Source organism: Pseudoalteromonas sp. CH_XMU1449-3 (genome assembly GCF_037027245.1).
GTDB classification, from domain to species: Bacteria; Pseudomonadota; Gammaproteobacteria; order Enterobacterales; family Alteromonadaceae; genus Pseudoalteromonas; species Pseudoalteromonas shioyasakiensis.
This window is the reverse complement of sequence record NZ_JAYMDY010000013.1, coordinates 120,677-142,352: the sequence shown is the minus strand read 5'-3', so window position 1 is coordinate 142,352 and position 21,676 is coordinate 120,677. Positions and strand designations below refer to the sequence as shown.

Annotated in this window: 17 protein-coding genes; 13 read left to right on the top strand and 4 right to left on the bottom strand. The window is 42.7% G+C overall.

Annotated features, from left to right (window positions below):
* Nucleotides 1-748 precede the first annotated feature (748 nt).
* The 5 genes from WA256_RS16075 to WA256_RS16055 all read left to right on the top strand — a co-directional run bounded on the left by WA256_RS16075 (nt 749) and on the right by WA256_RS16055 (nt 9,084).
* Entirely contained in the window at nt 749-1,222 is a 474-nt protein-coding gene (locus tag WA256_RS16075; protein WP_235377800.1) for a DUF721 domain-containing protein, read from the top strand.
* Between the two features lie 654 nt (nt 1,223-1,876).
* The gene (secA, locus tag WA256_RS16070; RefSeq protein ID WP_055022436.1) at nt 1,877-4,585 is read left to right on the top strand and encodes a preprotein translocase subunit SecA; all 2,709 of its coding nucleotides are present in this window, start codon (nt 1,877-1,879) and stop codon (nt 4,583-4,585) included.
* Nucleotides 4,586-4,647: 62 nt separating this feature from the next.
* Nucleotides 4,648-5,049 carry an 8-oxo-dGTP diphosphatase MutT gene (gene mutT / locus WA256_RS16065; RefSeq protein WP_335992615.1) on the top strand — a complete coding sequence of 134 codons (402 nt, stop codon included), beginning with the start codon at nt 4,648-4,650 and terminating at the stop codon, nt 5,047-5,049.
* A 712-nt stretch (nt 5,050-5,761) separates the two neighbouring features.
* Entirely contained in the window at nt 5,762-7,834 is a 2,073-nt protein-coding gene (locus WA256_RS16060) for a M13 family metallopeptidase (RefSeq protein WP_335992614.1), read from the top strand.
* 803 nt (nt 7,835-8,637) lie between these two features.
* Nucleotides 8,638-9,084, top strand: coding sequence for an REP-associated tyrosine transposase (locus WA256_RS16055; RefSeq protein WP_335992613.1), 447 nt, complete (start codon nt 8,638-8,640; stop codon nt 9,082-9,084).
* Between the two features lie 114 nt (nt 9,085-9,198).
* On the opposite strand, the gene yjgA is transcribed toward WA256_RS16055, so the two are convergent.
* A complete protein-coding gene (gene yjgA, locus WA256_RS16050) occupies nt 9,199-9,720 on the bottom strand; it encodes a ribosome biogenesis factor YjgA (RefSeq protein WP_335992612.1) in 522 nt (173 codons plus the stop codon).
* A gap of 137 nt (nt 9,721-9,857) precedes the next feature.
* Between yjgA and pmbA the strand changes: the two genes are divergently transcribed.
* Both pmbA and WA256_RS16040 read left to right on the top strand, forming a co-directional pair.
* The gene (pmbA, locus tag WA256_RS16045; protein ID WP_055021365.1) at nt 9,858-11,195 is read left to right on the top strand and encodes a metalloprotease PmbA; all 1,338 of its coding nucleotides are present in this window, start codon (nt 9,858-9,860) and stop codon (nt 11,193-11,195) included.
* Nucleotides 11,196-11,325: 130 nt separating this feature from the next.
* Entirely contained in the window at nt 11,326-11,742 is a 417-nt protein-coding gene (locus WA256_RS16040; protein WP_063530462.1) for a VOC family protein, read from the top strand.
* A gap of 749 nt (nt 11,743-12,491) precedes the next feature.
* Here WA256_RS16040 and WA256_RS16035 read toward each other — a convergent pair.
* Nucleotides 12,492-13,151, bottom strand: a complete 660-nt coding sequence (locus WA256_RS16035; protein ID WP_054563314.1) for a LiaF domain-containing protein — start codon at nt 13,149-13,151, stop codon at nt 12,492-12,494.
* A gap of 329 nt (nt 13,152-13,480) precedes the next feature.
* Between WA256_RS16035 and WA256_RS16030 the strand changes: the two genes are divergently transcribed.
* The 3 genes from WA256_RS16030 (at nt 13,481) to WA256_RS16020 (ending at nt 14,726) form a co-directional block, all read left to right on the top strand.
* Nucleotides 13,481-14,047 (top strand): BON domain-containing protein, encoded by a 567-nt coding sequence (locus tag WA256_RS16030; RefSeq protein WP_054563315.1) that lies wholly within the window; start codon nt 13,481-13,483, stop codon nt 14,045-14,047.
* A gap of 57 nt (nt 14,048-14,104) precedes the next feature.
* The gene (locus tag WA256_RS16025) at nt 14,105-14,263 is read left to right on the top strand and encodes a YqaE/Pmp3 family membrane protein (protein WP_064971745.1); all 159 of its coding nucleotides are present in this window, start codon (nt 14,105-14,107) and stop codon (nt 14,261-14,263) included.
* 253 nt (nt 14,264-14,516) lie between these two features.
* A complete protein-coding gene (locus WA256_RS16020) occupies nt 14,517-14,726 on the top strand; it encodes a hypothetical protein (RefSeq protein WP_058583864.1) in 210 nt (69 codons plus the stop codon).
* Here WA256_RS16020 and WA256_RS16015 read toward each other — a convergent pair.
* The gene (locus tag WA256_RS16015; RefSeq protein ID WP_175083213.1) at nt 14,711-16,735 is read right to left on the bottom strand and encodes a methyl-accepting chemotaxis protein; all 2,025 of its coding nucleotides are present in this window, start codon (nt 16,733-16,735) and stop codon (nt 14,711-14,713) included. The two genes, WA256_RS16020 and WA256_RS16015, sit on opposite strands and share 16 nt — an antisense overlap.
* Nucleotides 16,736-16,848: 113 nt before the next feature.
* Between WA256_RS16015 and WA256_RS16010 the strand changes: the two genes are divergently transcribed.
* Nucleotides 16,849-17,619, top strand: coding sequence for an NAD-dependent epimerase/dehydratase family protein (locus WA256_RS16010; RefSeq protein WP_335992611.1), 771 nt, complete (start codon nt 16,849-16,851; stop codon nt 17,617-17,619).
* On the opposite strand, the gene hutC is transcribed toward WA256_RS16010, so the two are convergent.
* A complete protein-coding gene (gene hutC, locus WA256_RS16005; protein ID WP_055021370.1) occupies nt 17,620-18,327 on the bottom strand; it encodes a histidine utilization repressor in 708 nt (235 codons plus the stop codon).
* A gap of 142 nt (nt 18,328-18,469) precedes the next feature.
* Here hutC and hutI point away from each other — a divergent pair, with 142 nt between their 5' ends.
* Both hutI and WA256_RS15995 read left to right on the top strand, forming a co-directional pair.
* Entirely contained in the window at nt 18,470-19,711 is a 1,242-nt protein-coding gene (gene hutI / locus WA256_RS16000) for an imidazolonepropionase (protein ID WP_335992610.1), read from the top strand.
* A gap of 121 nt (nt 19,712-19,832) precedes the next feature.
* The gene (locus tag WA256_RS15995) at nt 19,833-21,515 is read left to right on the top strand and encodes a GGDEF domain-containing phosphodiesterase (protein WP_335992617.1); all 1,683 of its coding nucleotides are present in this window, start codon (nt 19,833-19,835) and stop codon (nt 21,513-21,515) included.
* The last annotated feature ends 161 nt before the right edge of the window (nt 21,516-21,676 follow it).

Below are 21,676 nucleotides of genomic sequence, written 5' to 3'. Positions count from 1 at the left end.
GCGACCATCTTAACTGTATCTGTGGTGTCTAACGACTCTTGAACGACTTTTATTTTAAATTCGAGGGAATATCTACGCTGTGACTTTACTTTCATGATTACTGACTCCAAAAAGGTGTCTACTTTTATGGAGTCAGATCAATAAGCTATAAGCTATAAGCTGAATGGTGTTGTTTGTGGGCTCTTTAATGATTTTCCGGTTTGGTGTTGAACTTTAGACGCGCCAAGCAAGCGTGACGCCTACGTTTGATGTAGGCGTGAAATTTATTTCGCGCGAAAATATATTCACAAAGAGAAAGGCTAGCCGTCAGCTTTCAGCCGTCAGTTTTGAGCCGAACGGTGTTGTTTGTAGGTTCTTTATTAATTTGCAGACTTGGTGCTGAATGTAAGACGCGCCAAGCAAGCGTGACGCCTACGTTTGATGTAGGCGTGAAATTTATTTCGTGCGGTGGTTTTATAATAGGGATTAGATTTTAGAAGTCGGATTTTTAGTAGTTAGAATTCAGAAGTTAGATATCAGTTGATCGAGAGGGTGGTTTTATTTTTTGTGTAATTAAACAAAGAACTTGCTACACATGAATTGTATTTTACTTTGTTCTAACCACTAACCACTAACCACTAACCACTAACCACTAACCACTAACCACTAACCACTAACCACTAACCACTCTTTTCGAACCTAATAGCTTCATATTTACGTAGGTGGTATATTCTCTTTGTGGTGATTAACCCTTTTAGGTAGACGATTAATGGCAAAAGATAGATACGCGCCAAAGGCTGTTGGCGATATTATGGCGGGCTTGAGTGGTCGCTTGGCGTCTTATGCTGGTAAAACCCAAGGCTTGTCTTCTCAACAAACGATTCTTGATGACTTTTTAGGTGAAACACTTTCAAAAAAATGCCGTGTAAGTAATTACCGTGATGGTACTTTGATGATCGAAGCGGTTTCGGCACCGATTGCACTGCGTTTAAATTACTTAAAGATGGATATGCTTTCGCATTTTCGTGCCGCTGGCATGGTCGAGCTTGGGCAAATTAAAATTACCGCAAACCCACAGGCAACGCAGCGTTTATCGGCAACAAATAAACCAGAAGAAAAGCCTGTTTCGAAGCGCCAAATGAGCGAACAAACAGCCGATTACCTCAGCGCCATCGCCGCAGATGCCCCGCCATCTTTAAAAGCTAAGTTAGAGCGTTTAGCGCAACATGGGCGGAAGAAATAAAGGCATAGCTTTAAGCTATAAGCTGCAAGTTTTAAGTTGAACGGTGCGGTTTGTGGGTCTAGCTCATAGGAGGCACTTTAGTGCCGAAATTTAAGGAGCCATCAGCTTTCAGCTGTCAGTTTTGAGCTTCTCAGCATCGCCTGTTGGTTATGTGTTTATAAGCATGATTCGTGTTGTATGGTAGTCGCGCCAAGCAAGCGTGACGCCTACGAAAACTCGCATCTCGCACCTCGTCCCTCGCACCTCACATCTCGCACCCCGAATCTCGCATCTCGCATCTCGAATCTCGCATCTCGTTCCTCGCATCTCGTTCCTCGAATCGCCTTTTTTCTCCCCTGATCTTGATTTTATTTCGATTGTCGCCATATCTATTCAGTAATCTTGTTTTCACCCTTTTTATGGGGTTAGATCAAAGATTATGGCTGATTTTTAAATTTTCTTGCCGAAATTCCATATCTTCACACACAGAAGGTTTGATGTTGCGCAGACTCTGGTATGATAGCGCACGAAATAAGCGGTGTTTTGAACAGCGTACTGATAAATTGTTAATTAATATGCCCTACATCATGAGCATAAGCGCATATTAATTATCAATTGAAGAAAGTGGGTTAGCTAATGACTAGCTAACAAAGAATATATTGTAACGGTTTTATCATGATATCTAATTTATTTACCAAGATTTTTGGTAGTCGCAATGACCGCACTATTAAAAACCTAAGAAAGACGGTCGCTCTAATTAATGCGCTTGAAAAGCAATTAGAAGCGCTTTCTGATGAAGATTTAAAAGCAAAAACAGCTGAATTTAGAGAGCGTTACGATAACGGACAAAGCCTAGATGACATTTTACCAGAAGCATTTGCTGTGGTACGTGAAGCATCTAAGCGTGTAAATGGCATGCGTCACTTCGACGTACAGCTACTTGGTGGTATGGTTTTACATCAAGGTCGCATTGCAGAAATGCGTACCGGTGAAGGTAAAACACTAACAGCAACATTACCTGCATACCTTCGTGGTTTAACAGGTAAAGGTGTTCACGTAATTACCGTGAACGACTACCTTGCAAAACGTGACGCCGAAACTAACCGCCCATTATTTGAGTTCTTAGGCCTAACAGTAGGTTGTAACGTACCAGGCATGATGCCACAGCAAAAGAAAATCGCTTACGCTGCCGACATCACTTACGGTACTAATAACGAATTTGGCTTTGATTATCTACGCGATAACATGGCATTTAGCATTGAAGAGCGTGTACAACGCCCACTTTACTACGCCGTAGTGGATGAGGTGGATTCAATCCTAATCGATGAAGCGCGTACGCCGCTTATTATCTCAGGCCCAGCTGAAGACAGCTCTGAGCTTTACATCGAAATCAACAAAATTGTGCCTGACCTAGAGCTACAAGAAAAAGAAGATGAAGAAGGCGTTGAAGGCGACGGCGATTACACGATCGATGAAAAGTCTAAGCAAGTTCACCTTACAGAGCGTGGCCAAATTAAAGTTGAAGAGCTACTAATTGAGCGCGGCTTAATTCAAGAAGGTGATTCACTTTACTCTGCTTCAAGCATCACATTATTAAGCCATGTGTATGCGGCACTTCGTGCTCACAAGCTTTATCAAAAAGACGTTGATTACGTTGTTAAAGAAAACGAAGTTATCATCGTTGATGAGCACACAGGCCGTACAATGGAAGGTCGTCGTTGGTCAGAAGGTTTACACCAAGCTGTTGAAGCAAAAGAAGGTGTGCGCATTCAAAACGAAAACCAAACATTGGCATCAATCACATTCCAAAACTACTTCCGTTTATACGACACACTAGCGGGTATGACAGGTACAGCAGACACAGAAGCGTTTGAGTTCCAGTCTATCTATGGTCTAGACACAGTAGTAATGCCAACTAATAAACCGATGATCCGTGACGATCGTGCTGATCTTGTATACCTAACACAAGAAGAAAAGTACGAAGCAATTCTTGCTGATATCAAAGATTGCCAAGAACGTGGTCAACCGGTACTTGTGGGTACTATTTCTATCGAAAGTTCTGAGTACTTATCGCAGTTCTTACGTAAAGAAAAAATTAAGCACAACGTACTAAATGCTAAGTTCCACGCACAAGAAGCAGACATCGTTGCTGATGCCGGTTTACCTGGCACAGTAACTATTGCTACTAACATGGCCGGTCGTGGTACCGATATCGTGTTAGGTGGTAACTGGAACAGCGAAGTTGAAAAGCTAGAAAACCCAACTGATGAACAAATCAAAGCGATTAAAGATGAGTGGCAAAAACGCCACGATGCAGTAATCGAAGCGGGTGGTTTACACATCATTGGTACTGAGCGTCACGAATCTCGTCGTATCGATAACCAGTTACGTGGTCGTTCTGGTCGTCAAGGTGATGCTGGTTCAAGCCGTTTCTACCTATCAATGGACGACGCGCTAATGCGTATCTTCGCTGGTGAGCGCATGACTAACATGATGCGTAAACTAGGTATGCAACGCGGTGAAGCGATTGAGCACCCTTGGGTTAACCGTGCAATCGAAAACGCGCAACGCAAAGTTGAAGCACGTAACTTCGACGTTCGTAAGCAATTACTTGAGTACGATGACGTAGCAAACGACCAACGTCGTGTTGTTTACTCGCAACGTAACGAGCTACTTGAAGAAGGCGATATTTCAGAAACTATCACTGCAATTCGCGGCGATGTGTTAAATGGTGTGATTGACCAATTCATTGCACCGCAAAGCTTAGCTGAAATGTGGGATATCCCAGGTCTTGAAGAACGCTTAAAACAAGATTTCTTAATCGAGCTGCCAATTTCGCAATGGCTAGCTGACGATAGCAAACTATACGAAGAGAAACTTCGTGAGCGTATCGAAGAAGCGGTTGAACAAGCATACAAGCAAAAAGAAGAGATGGTAGGCGAGTCTGTACTACGTCAATTCGAAAAAGCGATTATGCTACAAAGCCTAGACCAACATTGGAAAGATCACTTGGCAGCGATGGACCACCTTCGTCAAGGTATCCACTTACGTGGTTACGCACAGAAGAATCCTAAGCAAGAGTACAAGCGCGAGTCGTTCGAGCTATTCTCTGAAATGCTAGAGAACTTAAAAGTCGACGTTGTGGGTATTTTAAGTAAAGTACAAGTTCGTGCTGAAGAAGACGTTGAGAAAGTTGAAGAGCAACATCGTCGTAGCGAAAATGCACCTCGTGAATACCAACACGAAGAAGCTGAGCACATCGGTGGCGAAACACCAGAAGGTGCTGTAGTTACACAACGTGCAGAACCTAAAGTAGGCCGTAACGAGCCGTGTCCTTGTGGTTCAGGTAATAAATATAAGCAGTGTTGCGGTAAATTAAAATAACCAAAACACGGTGATAAAAAGCGACGCTTGCGTCGCTTTTTTTATGATTAAGGAAACAACAAATGACTAAAAAAGTAGTGCATGTTGCTGTTGGCGTTATTTATAAAGATCAGCAATTATTTATTTGTAAGCGCCCAGACGACAAACACCAGGGCGGCTTATGGGAGTTCCCTGGCGGCAAAGTAGAGCAGGGCGAAAGCGTATTTGTTGCGCTACAGCGCGAGCTGTTAGAAGAAGTAAACCTAACCGTAAACGCCAGTGAAGAGCTAATGGTTATCGAACATGACTATGGTGATAAATGCGTACGCTTAGATGTGCACATTGTTGATGATTTCACAGGCACAGCCCATGGCGCAGAAGGCCAACAAGGCAAATGGGTCGCACTTAGCGAGCTTGATGATTACAGCTTCCCTGCCGCGAATGTTGAGATCATCGAAAAGATAAAGAAAAAGTATCAAGGGTAAATAACAAAAGTTAGCGAGGGGAAAGCTTGTAGGCGTGAAATTTATTTCACGCGAAAATATTTGCACAAAGAGAAGTGAATGAGAAAAGAATGAGGCAGTGATAAAAATATTTTTTGTTTTCTCTTAAGCGAAGCGCTTCTCATCCTCTTTGTGCGATTAGATGTCTTTGATGTGGGTGTGAAGTTTAGTGAGCCATCAGCTTTCAGATGTCAGTTTCTAGCTGAGCGGCATTGTTTGCGGGTTCTTTATTAATTTGCAGACTTGGTGATGAATGTAAGACGCGCCAAGCAAGCGTGACGCCTACGTTTGATGTAGGCGTGAAATTTATTTCGCGCGGAGGTTATATAATAGAGGTTAGTTTTTAGTAGTTAGATTTCAGAAGTCAGATCACAGATCGAGAGGGTGGTTTTATTTTTTGTGTAATTAAACAAAGAACTTGCTACACATGAATTGTATTTTACTTTGTTCTAACCACTAACCACTAACCACTAACCACTAACCACTAACCACTAACCACTAACCACTAACGACTTAACCTCCCCCTCCCACCGCTCAAAAATGCGACTCATCTTGTTTTGATAAGAATTGTTACATATTCGGTTTTATTGTTTTGCTTGAGAGGTTTATTATGGTGAAAGCGAAAAACTAATGATTAATTAGGTTTGCTAGTTTTTCGATAAATACATCAAAAAATAATTAGTACGGGACTCCCATGAAAAAAGTAACACTTACCGCGGCAAGTATTGCACTAGCCCTCGGTCTTGTTGGTTGTGGTGAAAAAGAACAAGAAACTAAAGCACCAGCAACTGCGACCGTAACTGAAGCAAAAGCTCCTTTAAATTCAGGCATTGAACTGGCGAATATGGACAAGTCTGTTCGCGCACAAGATGACTTTTACTATCACGTAAACGGCGAATGGTTAGAGAAAACAGAAATTCCAGGTGATAAATCAAACTACGGTTCATTCACTCAGCTTTACGATGATTCGCAAAAAGCGATGAAAGAAGTGCTAGAAAAAGCAGCGGCAAATAAAGACGTTAAGCCAGGCTCTGATGAAGCTAAACTAGCTGCATTCTATAACAGCTATATGGACGAAGCGGGCCGTGAAGCGGCAGGTATCAAGCCATTATCACCAGTACTAGAAAGTGTTGATGCAGTTAAAAACAAGTCTGATTTAGTTGCTTTAATGGCTGAACTTCGCATTAAAGGTGGTAGCCTACCGTTTGGTTGGTACGTAAACAACGACGCGAAAAATTCTAGCGAAAACGCGATGTATGTTTATCAGTCAGGTTTAGGTTTACCAGATCGCGACTACTACCTAAAAGATGAAGAAAAATTCACAAAAATTCGTGAAGCTTACCAAGCATACGTAACAGCAATCTTAAGCAAGGCTGGTGTAGCTGATGCTGAGTCTGCGGCTAAAGCAATTATCGATCTTGAAACAAGCATTGCTGATGCGCAGTGGAGCCGTGTTGAAAGCCGTGATGCGACTAAATCTTACAATAAGATGAGCGTTGCAGATGCTAACAAACTTACTGGCGATTTTGACTTTGCAGCTTACCTTGATGCATCTGGTATCAAAACTGAAGATGTAATCATTCGCCAGCCTAGCTACCTAGAAAAATTCGCAGGTATCTACAACGATACAGACTTAGCAACATGGCAGAACTACCTTAAGTTCCACTTTGTTAGCAACTATGCTCGCTTACTAGATAAAGAGCTAGTAGACCTTAACTTTGATTTCTACAGCACAACACTTCGCGGTGTAACAGAGCAATCACCACTTTGGAAAAAAGCGGTTGATGCATCAAACGGTGTATTAGGTGAAATCTTAGGTAAAGTATACGTTAAAGAAAACTTCCCACCTGAAGCGAAAGCGCGTATGGAAGAGTTAGTTGATAACGTAATCAAAGGTTATGCAGTTGCGATTGAAAACCTTGAGTGGATGAGCCCAGAAACAAAAATCGCGGCTAAAGAAAAGCTTGATAAGTTCACACCAAAAATTGGTTACCCAGATAAATGGAAAGACTACTCAGCACTTGAAGTTAAAGGTGATGACTTAGTAGGTAACTACATTCGCCACAGCGAGTGGGAATATGCAGACATGACTGCAAAACTTGGTAAGCCAGTTGACCGTTCTGAGTGGCACATGACACCACAAACAGTAAACGCTTACTACAACCCTGTGAACAACGAAATCGTATTCCCTGCGGCTATCTTACAGCCACCATTCTTCAACCTAGAAGCTGATGACGCTGTTAACTACGGCGCAATCGGTGCGGTAATCGGCCACGAATTAGGTCACGGCTTTGATGACCAAGGTGCGAAGTACGATGGTGACGGTAACTTACGCAACTGGTGGAGCGAATCAGACCTTAAACAGTTTGAAGAGCGCACAGGTCAGTTAGTTGCTCAATATAACGAGTACAAACCATTTGAAGATGCTAGCGTAAATGGTCAGCTTACATTAGGTGAAAACATTGGTGACTTAGGCGGCTTAACAGTTGCTTACACTGCTTATCAATTATCACTTGGTGATGAAAAAGCGCCAATCATTGATGGTTACACAGGTGATCAGCGTTTCTTCATGGGTTGGTCGCAAATTTGGCGCCGTAAATATCGTGATGAAGAGTTACGTAACCGCCTAATGACAGACCCTCATTCACCAAGCCACTACCGTGTAATCGGTATTCTTTCAAACATGCCAGAATTCTATCAGGCATTTGATGTGAAAGAAGGCGACAAGATGTATATCAAACCAGAAGATCGCGTAAAAATCTGGTAATTGATTATCGATTTAAAAAAGGCTCTGAGTGAACGCTCAGAGCCTTTTTTGTTTGGAACAGTCAGTTTTCAGCCGACATTTGATGTAGGCGTGAAATTTATTTCGCGCGTTAGTTGCGTGTTGTGTGGTGTTTAAGACGCGCCAAGCAAGCGTGACGCCTACGATTGATGTAGGCGTGAAATTTATTTCGCGCGGTGTTTTTGTCTTGTGTGATGTTCAAGACGCGCCAAGCAAGCGTGACGCCTACGGTTTGATGTAGGCGTGAAATTTATTTCGCGCGATAGTTGAGTATTGTGTGATGTTTAAGACGCGCCAAGCAAGCGTGACGCCTACGGTGATGCAGGCGTGAAATTTATTTCGCGCGATGTGTTTGTATTGAGTGGTGTTCAAGACGCGTCAAGCAAGCGTGACGCCTACGATTGATGTAGGCGTGAAATTTATTTCGCGCGATGGTCGAGTATTACGTGATGTTTAAGACGCGCCAAGCAAGCGTGACGCCTACGGTGATGTAGGCGTGAAATTTATTGCGCGCGATGGTTGAGTATTGAGTGGTGTTCAAGACGCGCCAAGCAAGCGTGACGCCTACGGTTTGAGGTAGGCGTAAAATTTATTTCGCGCGATAGTTGAGTATTGTGTGATGTTTAAGACGCGCCAAGCAAGCGTGACGCCTACGTTTGAGGTAGGCGTGAAATTCATTTCGCGCGATGTGTTTGTATTGAGTGGTTCAAACATTTTTGGTGTAAATTGGCTAGGTGTGTTTTTAAGTTCTAAGATCAGGTTTTACCTTCAGGATTGATAGGTTTATGTTTTCGACAAGGAAGAGACTTAAAGGGCGTAACTCACATTCAAATTGCTATTATTCAGTAACTCTTTGTTGTGAGAGTCGAGTGCCTATATTTGCCAACTATCTATATGCAGTTGATGCTGCCAAAGCAATATACTATTTAGAAGGTAAAGTAGAGACAATCTGCTTTGTCCTCATGCCTGACCATTTACATTGGATATTTCAACTTCGCCCTCAGCAAAACTTATCAGCAGTAATTAAGCTGTATAAAAGCATGGTGACCATGTCTATTCGTAAGAGAAAGGGGCGCAAAGTCGTAGTCTGGCAAAGTAATTTTTATGATCATCAAATCAGAGATGAAAACGACCTAATACATCAAGCTCGATATGTAGTCGCAAACCCTCTACGCGCAAAATTAGTTAAACACGTTGGCGATTACCCGTTTTGGAATTGTATTTGGTTGTAGGCGTGAAATTTATTGCGCGCGATGGTTGAGTATTGAGTGGTGTTCAAGACGCGCCAAGCAAGCGTGACGCCTACGGTTTGAGGTAGGCGTAAAATTTATTTCGCGCGAAGGAAATCAAACCATAATCGCATCTTTTAGATACTGGAATAACTCTTTGTAACTCTTGGCTGGCTTTTCTGCTTTTACTTCTTTTGCGGCGCTACGCACTAACTGGCGCATTTTTTGGCGTTCAAGAGAAGGGTATTGATCAATTGTTGAATTGATAAGGTCGTCACCTTGTTTAATCAAATCATCACGCAGGATTTCGATTTTGTTCATCAAAACATCGGCTTGATTGTTTTTATTAAGCATGATGTCGATCATCGCTTGGATTTCATTAACGTTTTCTGTGGTACGTAATACTTTTGCGATGTAGTTTAAGTTACGACGGTAAGCATCGCTCTTATCACTTACTTTATCAGAAACAACTAACGCTTCTTTTAAATCGTGATTAAGCGGTAAACGATCGCGCTGCTTTTTCGGCATTTTTGCAATTTCAGCACCCAGACCATGATATTGCATGGCTTCACGTTTTAATTCGCTTTTTGATACGTAAATAATTTCTTCTTCGATAAGTGGCTTTTTCTTCTTCGCCATAAGGATGCTCATTCAGTAAACTTAACTATTCGCTATTATACGCCATTTAGTTAATGATTAATATTAGCTGATGCAGGTCTCGCAGTGTGTTAGCATTCGTTACACTATAAAAAATATCAGAACCTAGGACACACAAGATGAAAGATCCTATTTATCAACACATTTCTGAAGTGAAAGACGCTGTAAGCGAAGTACTGGAGCATGCAAAAAAATTGGGTGCTACTGCGGCTGAAGCGGCGATGTCGAGCACGTCAGGTTTGTCTGTCAGCACGCGTATGGGCGAAGTTGAAACAATAGAGTTTAACCAAGACGGTGGCTTAGGTATCAGTGTTTATGTGGGTAACAACAAAGGCTCTGCTTCAACAGCTGACTTAAACCCTAAAACATTACGTACAGTGGTCGAAAAAGCCATTGATATTGCAAAGTTCACCTCTGACGACCCATTTAATGGTATCGCTGATAAAGAGTTACTTGAATTTGCACCGCAAGATTTAGATTTATACCACCCGTGGGAAGTTAGCCCAGAGCAAGGTGTGGAGTTTTGTCATCAAGCAGAACAAGCGGCGTTGAATGCCGATGAGCGCATTGTAAATTCAGACGGTGCGAGTTTTTCATCTCACCAAGGTTTGCGTGTTTATGGCAACAGCCACGGCATGATTGCAGGTTACCCGCGTACGCGTCATAGCATTAGTACGATGGTGATTGGTAAAGAAGGCGAGCAAATGCAGCGCGATTCGGCTTATACCATCGCGCGTCATAAAGATGATTTAAACGACGCTGCAAAAGTAGGCCTCGAGGCGGCAACCGAAACCTTGGCTAAACTTAACAGCCAAAAGCTCGGTACCATGAAAGTACCAGTGATCTTTAGAGCAGATATTGCTAACTCATTATTCGGCCATTTAGTGTCGGCGATTGGTGGCGGCGCGCTTTATCGTAAGTCGAGCTTCTTGCTTGATAGCTTAGGTACAAAAGTATTTAGCGATTGTGTGAATATCTCTGAGCGCCCGCATTTATTAAAAGGTTTAGCGTCTTCGCCGTTTGATGCTGAAGGTTTAAAAACTGTAGACCGTGAAATTATTCAAGGTGGTGAGCTGCAAACTTACCTATTAGCAAGCTACGCGGCACGTAAACTGTCGATGGCACCAACGGGTCATGCTGGTGGTATTCATAACTGGTTAGTTGAACAAACCCATGCCGATTTAAAAGCGCTTTTAAAAACCATGGGCACAGGTTTATTAGTAACTGAACTTATGGGCCAAGGTGTGAACACGGTAACGGGTGATTACTCACGTGGTGCAGCGGGCTTCTGGGTTGAGAATGGCGAAATTCAATACCCAGTAAGTGAAATCACGATTGCTGGTAACTTAAAAGATATGTTTAAGGCCGTTGTGGGCTTAGGTGGCGACATCGAGCGCCGCGGCGGTATTCAAACAGGCTCTGTATTGATTGAACAAATGCAGGTTGCAGGTAGCTGATTCATCAATAACTACCCAATTTTTTAAAGCCTCACTTTAGTGGGGCTTTTTTATTTGAAAAAGTGCTTTACCTAAACTTAACTTGAGGTTTTATCTTGGTGGCAGTTTAAAAATAAAAAGGAAAACTACCATGTATTTAGAACACGTAAACCTTGTTGTTAGTAATGTTGATGCCATGCTGCACTTTTATAAAGCCGCGTTCCCGCATTGGCGTGTGCGTAGCCAAGGCGATAGCAAATGGTCGGGCAAACCCCGCAAGTGGCTGCACTTTGGTGATGATTACCAATATCTTGCATTAAGCGATAACGGTGAAGCTGAAAACCGTGATTTAGCAGGCCACCAAGTAGGCCTTGCTCATTTTGCTTATGTGACAAACGATATTAATGCCGTAGTTGAACGTCTTGTTTCAGCCGGTTATGAAATTGATAAACACGGCCCAGAAAACCCTTATCGTAAAAATGTATACTTCATCGACCCTGCAGGTTTTGAAGTTGAGTTTGTAGAGTATTTTAGTGATATCCCGAGTGAGAGGAATAATGACCAGTGAGGGAGCTATCAGCTTTCAGCCGTCAGTTTTGAGCCGAGCGGTGTTGTTTGTTGGTCAGGCATAGGTTGATCAAATGGCGTTGTATATAAGACGCGCCAAGCAAGCGTGACGCCTACGGTGTAGGTGTGAAGTTTAGTGAGCTATCAGCTTTCAGCTGTCAGTTTGAAGCCGAGCTGTATTGTTTGTAGGTCAGACATAGGTTGATTGAATAGCGTTGTATGTAAGATGCGCCAAGCAAGCGTGACGCCTATGGTGTAGGCGTGAAGTTTAGTGAGTCATCAGCTTTCAGCCGTCAGTTTTGAGCCGAGCGGTGTTGTTTGTTGGTCAGGCATAGGTTGATGGAATGGCGTTGCATATAAGACGCGCCAAGCAAGCGTGACGCCTACGGTGTAGGATGCGTTTTAGCGCCGAACAGCTTTACTTTATTCACGGCTAAAGCCGTTCCCACGTTTGATGTAGGCGTGAAGTTTAGTGAGCTATCAGCTTTCAGCCGTCAGTTTTGAGCCGATCGGTGTTGTTTGTAGGTCAGACATAGGTTGATTGAATAGCGTTGTATGTTCGACGCGCCAAGCAAGCGTGACGCCTACGGTTGATGTAGGCGTGAAATTTATTTCGCGCGGTGGTTGTAGCAGCGGGTTTACCCCGCGTCATTTATTACCTATTGCGCGATATAAAATCGCGCCTACAATATCTCGCAACTCGCAACTCGCAACTCGCAACTCGCAACTCGCAACTCGCAACTCGCAACTTTACTGCACCTTATTCATTTCTTTCCAACTTGCTTTTAGGCTGTTGGCAAAGCTGATGAACTTTTCCTTCATGGTACGTTTAACTGAAATCTCGACTGAGCCTAGCCATACATTACCTTCAATAGTGATGGTTGGGCCTTGGCCTTTATTTAAGGCGACTGATTTATTCTCTACACTGCCAATTACACTAAACAATTTAGATACCACATTTACATGTTCTGGTACGTAGATTTCGTCGTTACCTAAAATACAGTTCACGTAAATGGTGACATGCTGATGTTGGAAAATTGCTTCGCTAAAGTCTAGTTCGATTGAACCTAGGCAGTTTGTTAGGTGAATTTCTTTTGGTACAACCCATTGGCCGCTGCGCTCATTTGAACCCAAAATACTCCTAAGCTGCAGGCTTTCGTTGTCGCTGCTGTGGCTGTAGTGAGGTTTAAATTGCGCATGCTTATGCGATTTGTAGTCAATATCTGCTTTTAGCTCTAAATCTGCAACTAGTTCAACCAGTACTTCGTTGCTGGTGGCTGCCATTGCTTGGTCTAGGCGGCGTTCGAATGCTTCAGCTGAAATAACAGCATGACTGTAGTTATAAATGAGTTGATCAATAACTTCTTCTCTTACTTGATCGATTGGGCGATCTTCAAGTTTAACGGCCATGGTAGTTCCCTGTTGTGATTTTAAAGGTGATTTTTTAGTTATTAATTACGAAGCAAGGCTTAGGCCAAAGTTCATTGCTATATAAATCAGTGGCTTGTGTTTTTCGCTAATAAGCAACTTCGTTAAATTAACCACAGATTAATAAAATCAGCAACTAAGTGGCCATTTTTGCAACATCGTGAACTTCTTACCGAGCAGCTTGTAAATCTTTACCTAAATGAATATAAACAGCTGCTGAATGGGTGTTTAACTTACTGAAAATAAACAAATAAATAGTTGGCATCATAGTCGCATTAATAAAACTGTCTTTAATCAAAAGGAGAAAGATTATGAACACTTTTAACAAATCTATGATTGCCGCTTTAGTAATTGGTGCAACTAGCATGTCAGCTCAGGCAAGCAGCTGGGAAAATGAAAGTAAAGATGCTTGGATTGATGGTAAGGCAGAAACTGTGCTTCTTATGAACACAAACCTTAACAACTTTGACATCAACACTGATGTAACGAATGGCAAGGTTGTACTTACAGGTAAAGTTGATAGCGAATTAGATAAAGAGCTTGCTGAAGAGCTAGTTCTTAGCCTAGACGGTGTTAGCTCTGTTGATAACAAACTAACTGTTGTTAAAAACATGAAAGCTAAGCATATGAAATCAGACAAAGCTGATTCAGCAGAAAGCGACTTAACCGACGCAAAAATCAGTACTGTAATCACGACACGTTATTTATTTAACTCAGAAGTTGGTGGTACAGACATCGATGTTGATACTGACATGGGTGTGGTAACACTAAAAGGTACTGTTGAGTCTGATGCAGAAAAGCAATTAGCGGTAAGCATTGCTGAAAATGCTGAAGATGTTCGCAAAGTAATCGATGAATTAACGATTGTTGCTGAATAATAGCAAGCCCTACATAGCCCAGCTTTGGCTGGGCTTATCTTTTTCAAGGAGTGAGTCATGGATTTAATACGTATTATTTTATCGGTTTTAATTCCACCTCTCGGCGTATTTTTACAGGTAGGTTTAGGTGCGCAGTTCTGGATTAATATTCTTTTAACCTTATTAGGGTACATTCCAGGTTTGATTCATGCTGTGTATATCATCGCTAAGCGATAATCACCGCATTAATCTACAAGGATGGGTAATGGAGCACAGCAAGGAGTTGCTGTAGGAGTAACGGACGATAAACCGCAAGGAGTTTACAGTATGGATAATGTAACTACGCACAAAGGACAACAAGGAAGTAACAAGGCGTTATGGAGTAGCGCACAATGGCAACGCTTTATGGATAAAGTGAATGGAGATGACAGCAAGGAATAAGCTTAGGCAGGAGCCAAACAGGATGAAGCTAGCGTAAGGAGGAGACTATATGGAACAAGTACAAACGCAACCAACACAAGGATTGACCGACAAAGGAGTTGCTTTATGGAACAAGCAACAGTGGCACGAATTTATGGAACACGCGAAAGCGGTTGCGCCACGACTAACAGGGAAGGCTGACGATAAAAACCCGATGTCATCTTCAGGTGACATCGGGTTTTTAACTACTTCAGCAATTTATCTTTATAACTTAAATTGATTCACCGTCTTATTTAAAGCGGCTGCCAATTCATTCAAATCACGTGCTTCATCCGCCAATTCATGGGCATGATCCGCAGTGCTATTCACTAAGTGATTAATCGCTGCCAAGCTATTGTTAATATCTTCTGCAACCACTGTTTGCTGCTCAGTCGAAGTCGCAATTTGATGACTTTGATCTTGCACATTTGTCACAGATTGGGCGATATCTTGTAGAGCTTGCAATACAATTTGTGTTTGCTCAACTGACCCTTCAGCACGCTCTTGACCTTGTTGCATCATGGTTGATGCTTGTTGAGCAATTTGCTGTAAACGGCTGATCATGTTGCGAATATCATCTGTTGATTCTTGCGTTCTGCTTGCCAGTGAACGAACTTCATCAGCAACAACAGCAAAGCCTCGGCCTTGTTCACCCGCGCGGGCTGCTTCTATCGCCGCGTTTAGTGCGAGTAAGTTGGTTTGCTCAGCTATTGAGTTGATAACATCAACCACCGCGCCGATATTGCCACTTTCTTGCTCAAGACCCGCAACCACTTTAGACGCTTCACCAATATGGCTTGCAAGAGCGGTCATGACTGACTGAGCTTGAGTAGAACGTTTCGTACCGTCAACGGTAATGGTTTGCACTTCTTCAGCGGCATTATTAGTGTGCTGGGCATTACGCGAGATTTCCATCACTGTAGACGCCATTTCGGTTACCGCCGCGCTAACACTATCAACTTGCTGCTTTTCTTGCTGAATTTCATCGTTGGTTTTTTGCGATACAATTTTTAACTGGCTCGCAGCTTGGCTTAGTTGCTCAGCCTGCGCAGCAGTATTAAGCATCATTGCACGTAGCTTATCGATAAAAGTGTTCATGTGATGAGCAAGTTGACCCACTTCATCATTACTCTTGATTTCGATTTTCTGTGTTAAATCGCCATCACCTGATGCGATATCACGCATGATGTAAGTTAGCTTAGTCAGCGGCTTGGTGATCATTTGCGTGGCCCAGAAGATCATCGCAATGATAATCGCAAGAATGATGATCACTGAGGTTGTGGTTGTCATCACCGCATCATTTACTGGTTCATCAATCATACTCGTTGGAATTAAAATACCCACATACCAATCAAGATAAGGGGTTTCTAACTCAAGGCGGTTGTATACAACGTAATATTGCTCACCTTTGAAAGTAACAAAGCTGCTGCCATCTTTTTGGCTTTTCATCGCGCGGTTTAATTCGCTAAAGCCTGATGTGTCGCTAAATTGTTTTTCGAGGGCATCTAAACCTTCCTTGCCATTCGGACCTTCGTCAGTCACAGATAGCTTGTGGCCAGTGCGCTTAGATAAGTGCACAACCTTTTGATTGCCATCAAGTAAGAAACCAAAGCCTTGGCCATTAAAGCGAATTTCTTCAACCATGTCGTTGATATTATTTAGCTGTAAATCAACACCACCAAAGCCTATTAGTTTGTTTTGTTTATAAACAGGCTGTTGTACAACTGCAGAGGCATTACCTGTGGTTAAATCCACAGAAATAGGACCTACATAGAGTTTGTTGATCTTTAAAGCATCTTGCCACCAACCACGTTTGTAAGCGTAGTAAGGTTGGCCATTATAATGAGTGGTTCGCTCGTTTTCTTTAAAGTACTCACCTGTTGTTGCAGATGCAAAGAAGGCAGATAAAATGTTGTCATCGTTGCCACTGATACGCACAAAATCTTGATTAACGCTGTCGTATCCAGGTTGGTTATCAAGGCTTTGATCACGTTCAGTCCAATTGTCGAACCAATTCACTAAATGCGGATTTGTAATGAAGGTTTGAACCACTTTACCGTATTTGGCAAAGTAACCTTGCATTGAAAGTCGTTCACTCTGTAAATAGCTGTCGGCTTCGCGTTGAATAGCTTGGCGCGATAGGTCAGCAATATGGCTAACAAAAAAACTAGACGCGATGATCAGTAGTACACTTATCGTCCCGCCGATGAGTAGTAATATTTTTTTACGTAAAGAGAGGTTATTTAACATAGATGCACGTGTTTTTATTATCGGGTAGAGTTATCTATCTAATCATATTTGCACCCAAATCGCTATACCGTTAAGCGAACGTTAATAATAAATACTATGAGGTTGTTGGATAAATGAGTAATGAAAATAATAAACTGGTCGTTTTAGGTGCAGGTTGGCTTGGTAGTGCCCTTTGTGTTGAGGCAAAAGAATTAGCATGGCAAGTGCAGGGAACACACCGTAGTAGCGAGCACGAACATGACTTTCAGCGCCAGTTTGCGCTTGAAGATACAGTGCTTAAACATGATGTTTCACTTGAAAGTGCATGGTGGGTTTGTGCAATTCCGCCGCGTAGTCGCAGCTCAGAAAGTAATTATTTAGCTACTTTGCAAGCAGGGCTTGAGCTTGCCAAGCAACTAAATTGCAAAGGCTTTATTTTATGTTCTTCGACAGGTGTTTACCCTGCTGATAATGGTCATTACGACGAAAGTACAGCAATAAATTGCCAATCAGCACGCCAGCAACAGCTATTTGATGCTGAGCAGTTAGTGCTCAATGCCGGTGGTAAAGTATTGCGTTTGGCGGGCCTTGTTGGTCCTGGGCGTGACCCAGGTAAGTTTGTTGCAGGTAAAGAGCTGTCTAGCTCAAGTCAGCAAGTGGTGAACATGGTACAGCAGCAAGACGTGATAGCGGCGATTTTTTCAGTACTCGAAAATTGGTCAAGCGCGAGCAGCATTTATAATGTGGTTAATCCGGCGCATCCTACAAAAGCAGATTACTACCAACAAAAATGCGCTGAGCAGGGTAATCAGCCACCGACATTTACTAGCCATGATAAAGGCGAGCGTCTCATTGATGGCTCAGCGATTGAGTCACTAAATTTTCGTTATCAAGCGCCTATTTAGCTACTTCTTAAAAGTTAGGTGGCCGCCCAGTCGGTATTTACTGCCCGGTGAGACTAAGCGCGCAAAGCTTACAATACCTTGCGATGACCACGTTCGGCGGATCACTTGTAAGCATGGCTCTTCATTGTAAAGGTTGAGCCATTCACACATTTCTTGGTTGGGCATAATCGCTTCGACCGTATGGCGAGCCTCGGTGAGTGGGGCATTTTGCGATAAGTATTCATGGGGGGTTAGGCTGTGAAAATCTTGTTGTAAGTAGTCTTTAGCAAGAGCAGGGTTCACAAAACGCTCCTCAACTTGCAAAGGTTGTTCGTTCTCATTGTGCACAATCACACTTCGATAAACATGGCTGTCGACCTCGACACCCAAAGCAATCGCGATGGGGGCAATTGCGCTGATTGATTCCATCACTAAAATCGTACAACTGTAATTGCTGTTGCGCGCTTTAACTTCATCGGCAATGTTTTTGATTTCTAGTAACGATGATTGTGATTTGAAGCTGGCAACAAAAGTACCTTGCCCTTGGCTGCGGGTTAAAATACCGGCATCGGTTAACTCACTGAGCGCGCGCCTAGCTGTCATACGGCTAACTTGAAATTGACTAGTGAGTTCGTTTTCTGAAGGGACACGATCGTTTTCTTGCCATTCTCCCGATTGAATATTTTCCAGAATGAATTCTTTTATTTGCGCAAACTTAGGGACGCTCATTATGAAAAGTTTATTTATAAGTTAACAGTATGTTACAAGGTGACATAATTTTCTTGTATATACAAGATGAGTTGATAAACTTTAAGCAAATTTAAATTTAGGCTCATACTGAGCCTTTAGCAAGCATCAAGATAGGTGAAAAATGCACACAACCAACAATGCTCAAGCGCTCTGGGATTTACTGATCACAGATGCCAATATCGCCACAATGGATCCTACTGTTGATGCACCATACGGCGCCATTGAAAATGCAGCGATTGCTGTTAAAGATGGCAAAATTGCCTGGTTAGGTGCACAAACCGATTTACCTGAGTTTGATGCATTAGCAACGCCAACTGTATCTGCTAAAGGGCAGTGGTTAACACCTGGGTTGATTGATTGTCACACTCACTTAGTGTTTGCCGGTAGCCGCGCAGAAGAATTCGAGCAGCGTTTGCAAGGTGTTAGCTACGAGCAAATCGCTGCAAACGGTGGTGGCATTGCAAGCACCGTACGTGCAACTCGCGAAGCCGACCACGAAACACTGTTTGTTAGTGCTAAAGAACGCTTAAATGCGCTATACGCAGAAGGCGTGACGACTGTCGAGGTTAAATCTGGCTATGGTCTTGATTGCGAAAATGAAATTAAACTACTCGAAGTAGCTCGTTTACTTGGTGAGAACCACCCGGTTGATGTTAAAACCACGTTTTTAGGTGCTCATGCATTACCGCCTGAATATAAAGGCCGTAGTGATGAGTACATTGATTTGGTTTGCGGTGAGATGCTTGACCGTGTTGTTGAAGCTGATTTAGCTGATGCCGTTGATGCTTTTTGTGAAAACGTAGGCTTTAGCAACGAGCAAACTCGTTGCGTTTTTGAAGCGGCTAAAAAGCACAACTTACCGGTTAAGTTGCACGCTGAGCAGTTATCTAATCAACATGGTGCAGAGCTTGTTGCAGAGTTTAAGGGCTTATCGGCAGATCATATTGAGCACTTAGATGAAGCTGGCATTCAAGCAATGGCCAAAGCGGGCACTGCAGCGGTATTGTTGCCAGGTGCATTTTACTTTTTACGCGAAACAAAGTATCCGCCAATTGAACTACTCCAGCAGTACCAAGTTCCGATCGCCATTTCAACTGACTTCAACCCTGGAACTTCACCATTATGTTCATTGCACTTAATGATGAATATGGCATGCACTATTTTCCGTATGACACCAGAGCAAGCATTAGCTGGTGTAACACGAAACGCTGCAGGTGCGTTAGGTCTTGACGATCGTGGTGTGTTAAAAGTAGGGGCTCGAGCTGATATTGCTCACTGGCAAATATCCCACCCGGCACAATTAAGTTACCAATTCGGCGTAAATAAACTGTTAAATCTGTGGATTTTGGGTAGACTTAGTTAGATAAGTTTTATTACGCAGTTTGGATTACATGTCATTGATTTTTAGTTTAGCGAGTAGTAGCACGCAACTCGTAAATTTAACAAGTGATGTAGTGCCAGTGTTTTTAGCTGGTAGCGTTTTTATGGCAATGATCTGTGCCCTGTGCGTAACCCAAAACCCTATTTTAAGACTAAGCCTAGTCGTTAATGGCGTACTAGGTTTAGCTATTTTAAGCTTAGGATTACCATGGCTGGTTATCTTACTTGCTTTAGCTTTATGTTTTCATTTATGGCAAGCATTTCGCACCACCAATTGGCTTGCCATAATATTGAGTGTCTCTGCCGCAATTTCGTTCGCGGTTTTATACTCTGCCCATCTATTACTCGACACAGCCTTATATTGGCTTGTTTTCTCGGTAGTTATTTTATCTATTTCAGGCTTTTTTAATTATGAAGAGCCCGAAGAGGATGAGCAGGTTGAAGTTGAACCGCTCCATAACGATGATTTAGATGCCGCTCCACTGACTGGTTTACCTGACCGAAATGCACTCAGAAATAGCTTTGTTGCATGGACTGAAGAGCACTCAGCAAACTGCGCACTAGTGATGATCCGCCTTGAAGGTTTTAACGATGTTAACCAGCATATTGGTCGTGACTTTGGTGATTTATTATTAGCGCAATCGGCCACACGTATTAAACAGCAACTCAGTGTTGATGCTGTGCTGAGTATGAAAGGTAACACCGCAAATACTGAAAAATTAGCGCATTTAGGGGGCTTAAACTTTGCGTTTATTTGCTCTCTTGAAGAGCAAAAACATCTTCATGAGCAGCTGATCAGCCAAATTAGGCAAGTCACATTAAAGCCATTTAATGTTGCCAATTGCACCATTGAAGTTAAAGTACGCGCCAGTTATGTGAGCTGTGACGAACCTGAGTACAGCTTCGAGAACTTAATTTCATTTGCCAACCTTGCCCTTGATTCAAATCCTGAACGAGAAATTGTGCCTTATCACCCGCAAATGATGATAGAGCAACTAGAGCAACAAGCACGCCTACGCGAATTAGCTCACTTAGATTTTGCCAGCGAACTTGAGCTTTATTTTCAGCCAGTTATTCGTAATAGCGACGAGCAAATTGAGTTTTTAGAATTGCTGCTACGTTGGCAGCATCCTAAGCAAGGAATTCTTTCGGCTAACAAATTCATTGATGATATTCGTGTCGCTGGCTTAAGCTACCCTGTGGCAGCGTATGTTATTGAACGTGCTGCTGAGCTTGCTATGGCACTGCGTATGGAAGGCATTGAACTACCACTCAGTATTAACGTGTTTGGCCCAGAAATGCTGCACGAAGAGTTCATTGAATTTGTTGACCGCATTATGACTGAACACCGTTTAGAGCCGGGAGATTTAATCATTGAATGCCCGCTCGATCTATTTATGAGCCTAGATGACCAAGGTAAAGCCATGGTCGCAAGGCTAAATAGTATTGGTATTAAGCTGTGTATTGATGGCTTTGGTGACACACCTGTTTGGCTTGCTAAGCTGCCTAATCTTAATGTTGAGTATATTAAAGTAGCAGCATCGTTGACCGCTGATTTTGCCCATCAAAGCCAAGTTCGCAGCCTAGTTTCTGGCATGGTGGATATGCATAATCAAAATAATGCCAAGGTGATTTGTGAAGGGGTAGAAACCCTAGAGCAACTTAAGTTTGTTAAGTCATTGAACACCTACGCCGCCCAGGGTTATTACTTTAATTATCCGCTTAGCAGCGTAGGCATGATGTCGTGGTTAAAACAGTGGCGGTTAGAGCATCAGGGGGAAAGTTAGCGAGTTACTAGGGGAAAGGGTAAAGTTAGAGCTTTCAGCTATCAGATTGAAAGTTAGCGAGTCTCAAGAGTAAAGTTGGCGAATTCCTTGACTTAGATACTAGGTATTTTAGTGTTTCTAACTTTCTAACTTTCTAACTTTCTAACTTTCTAACTTTCTAA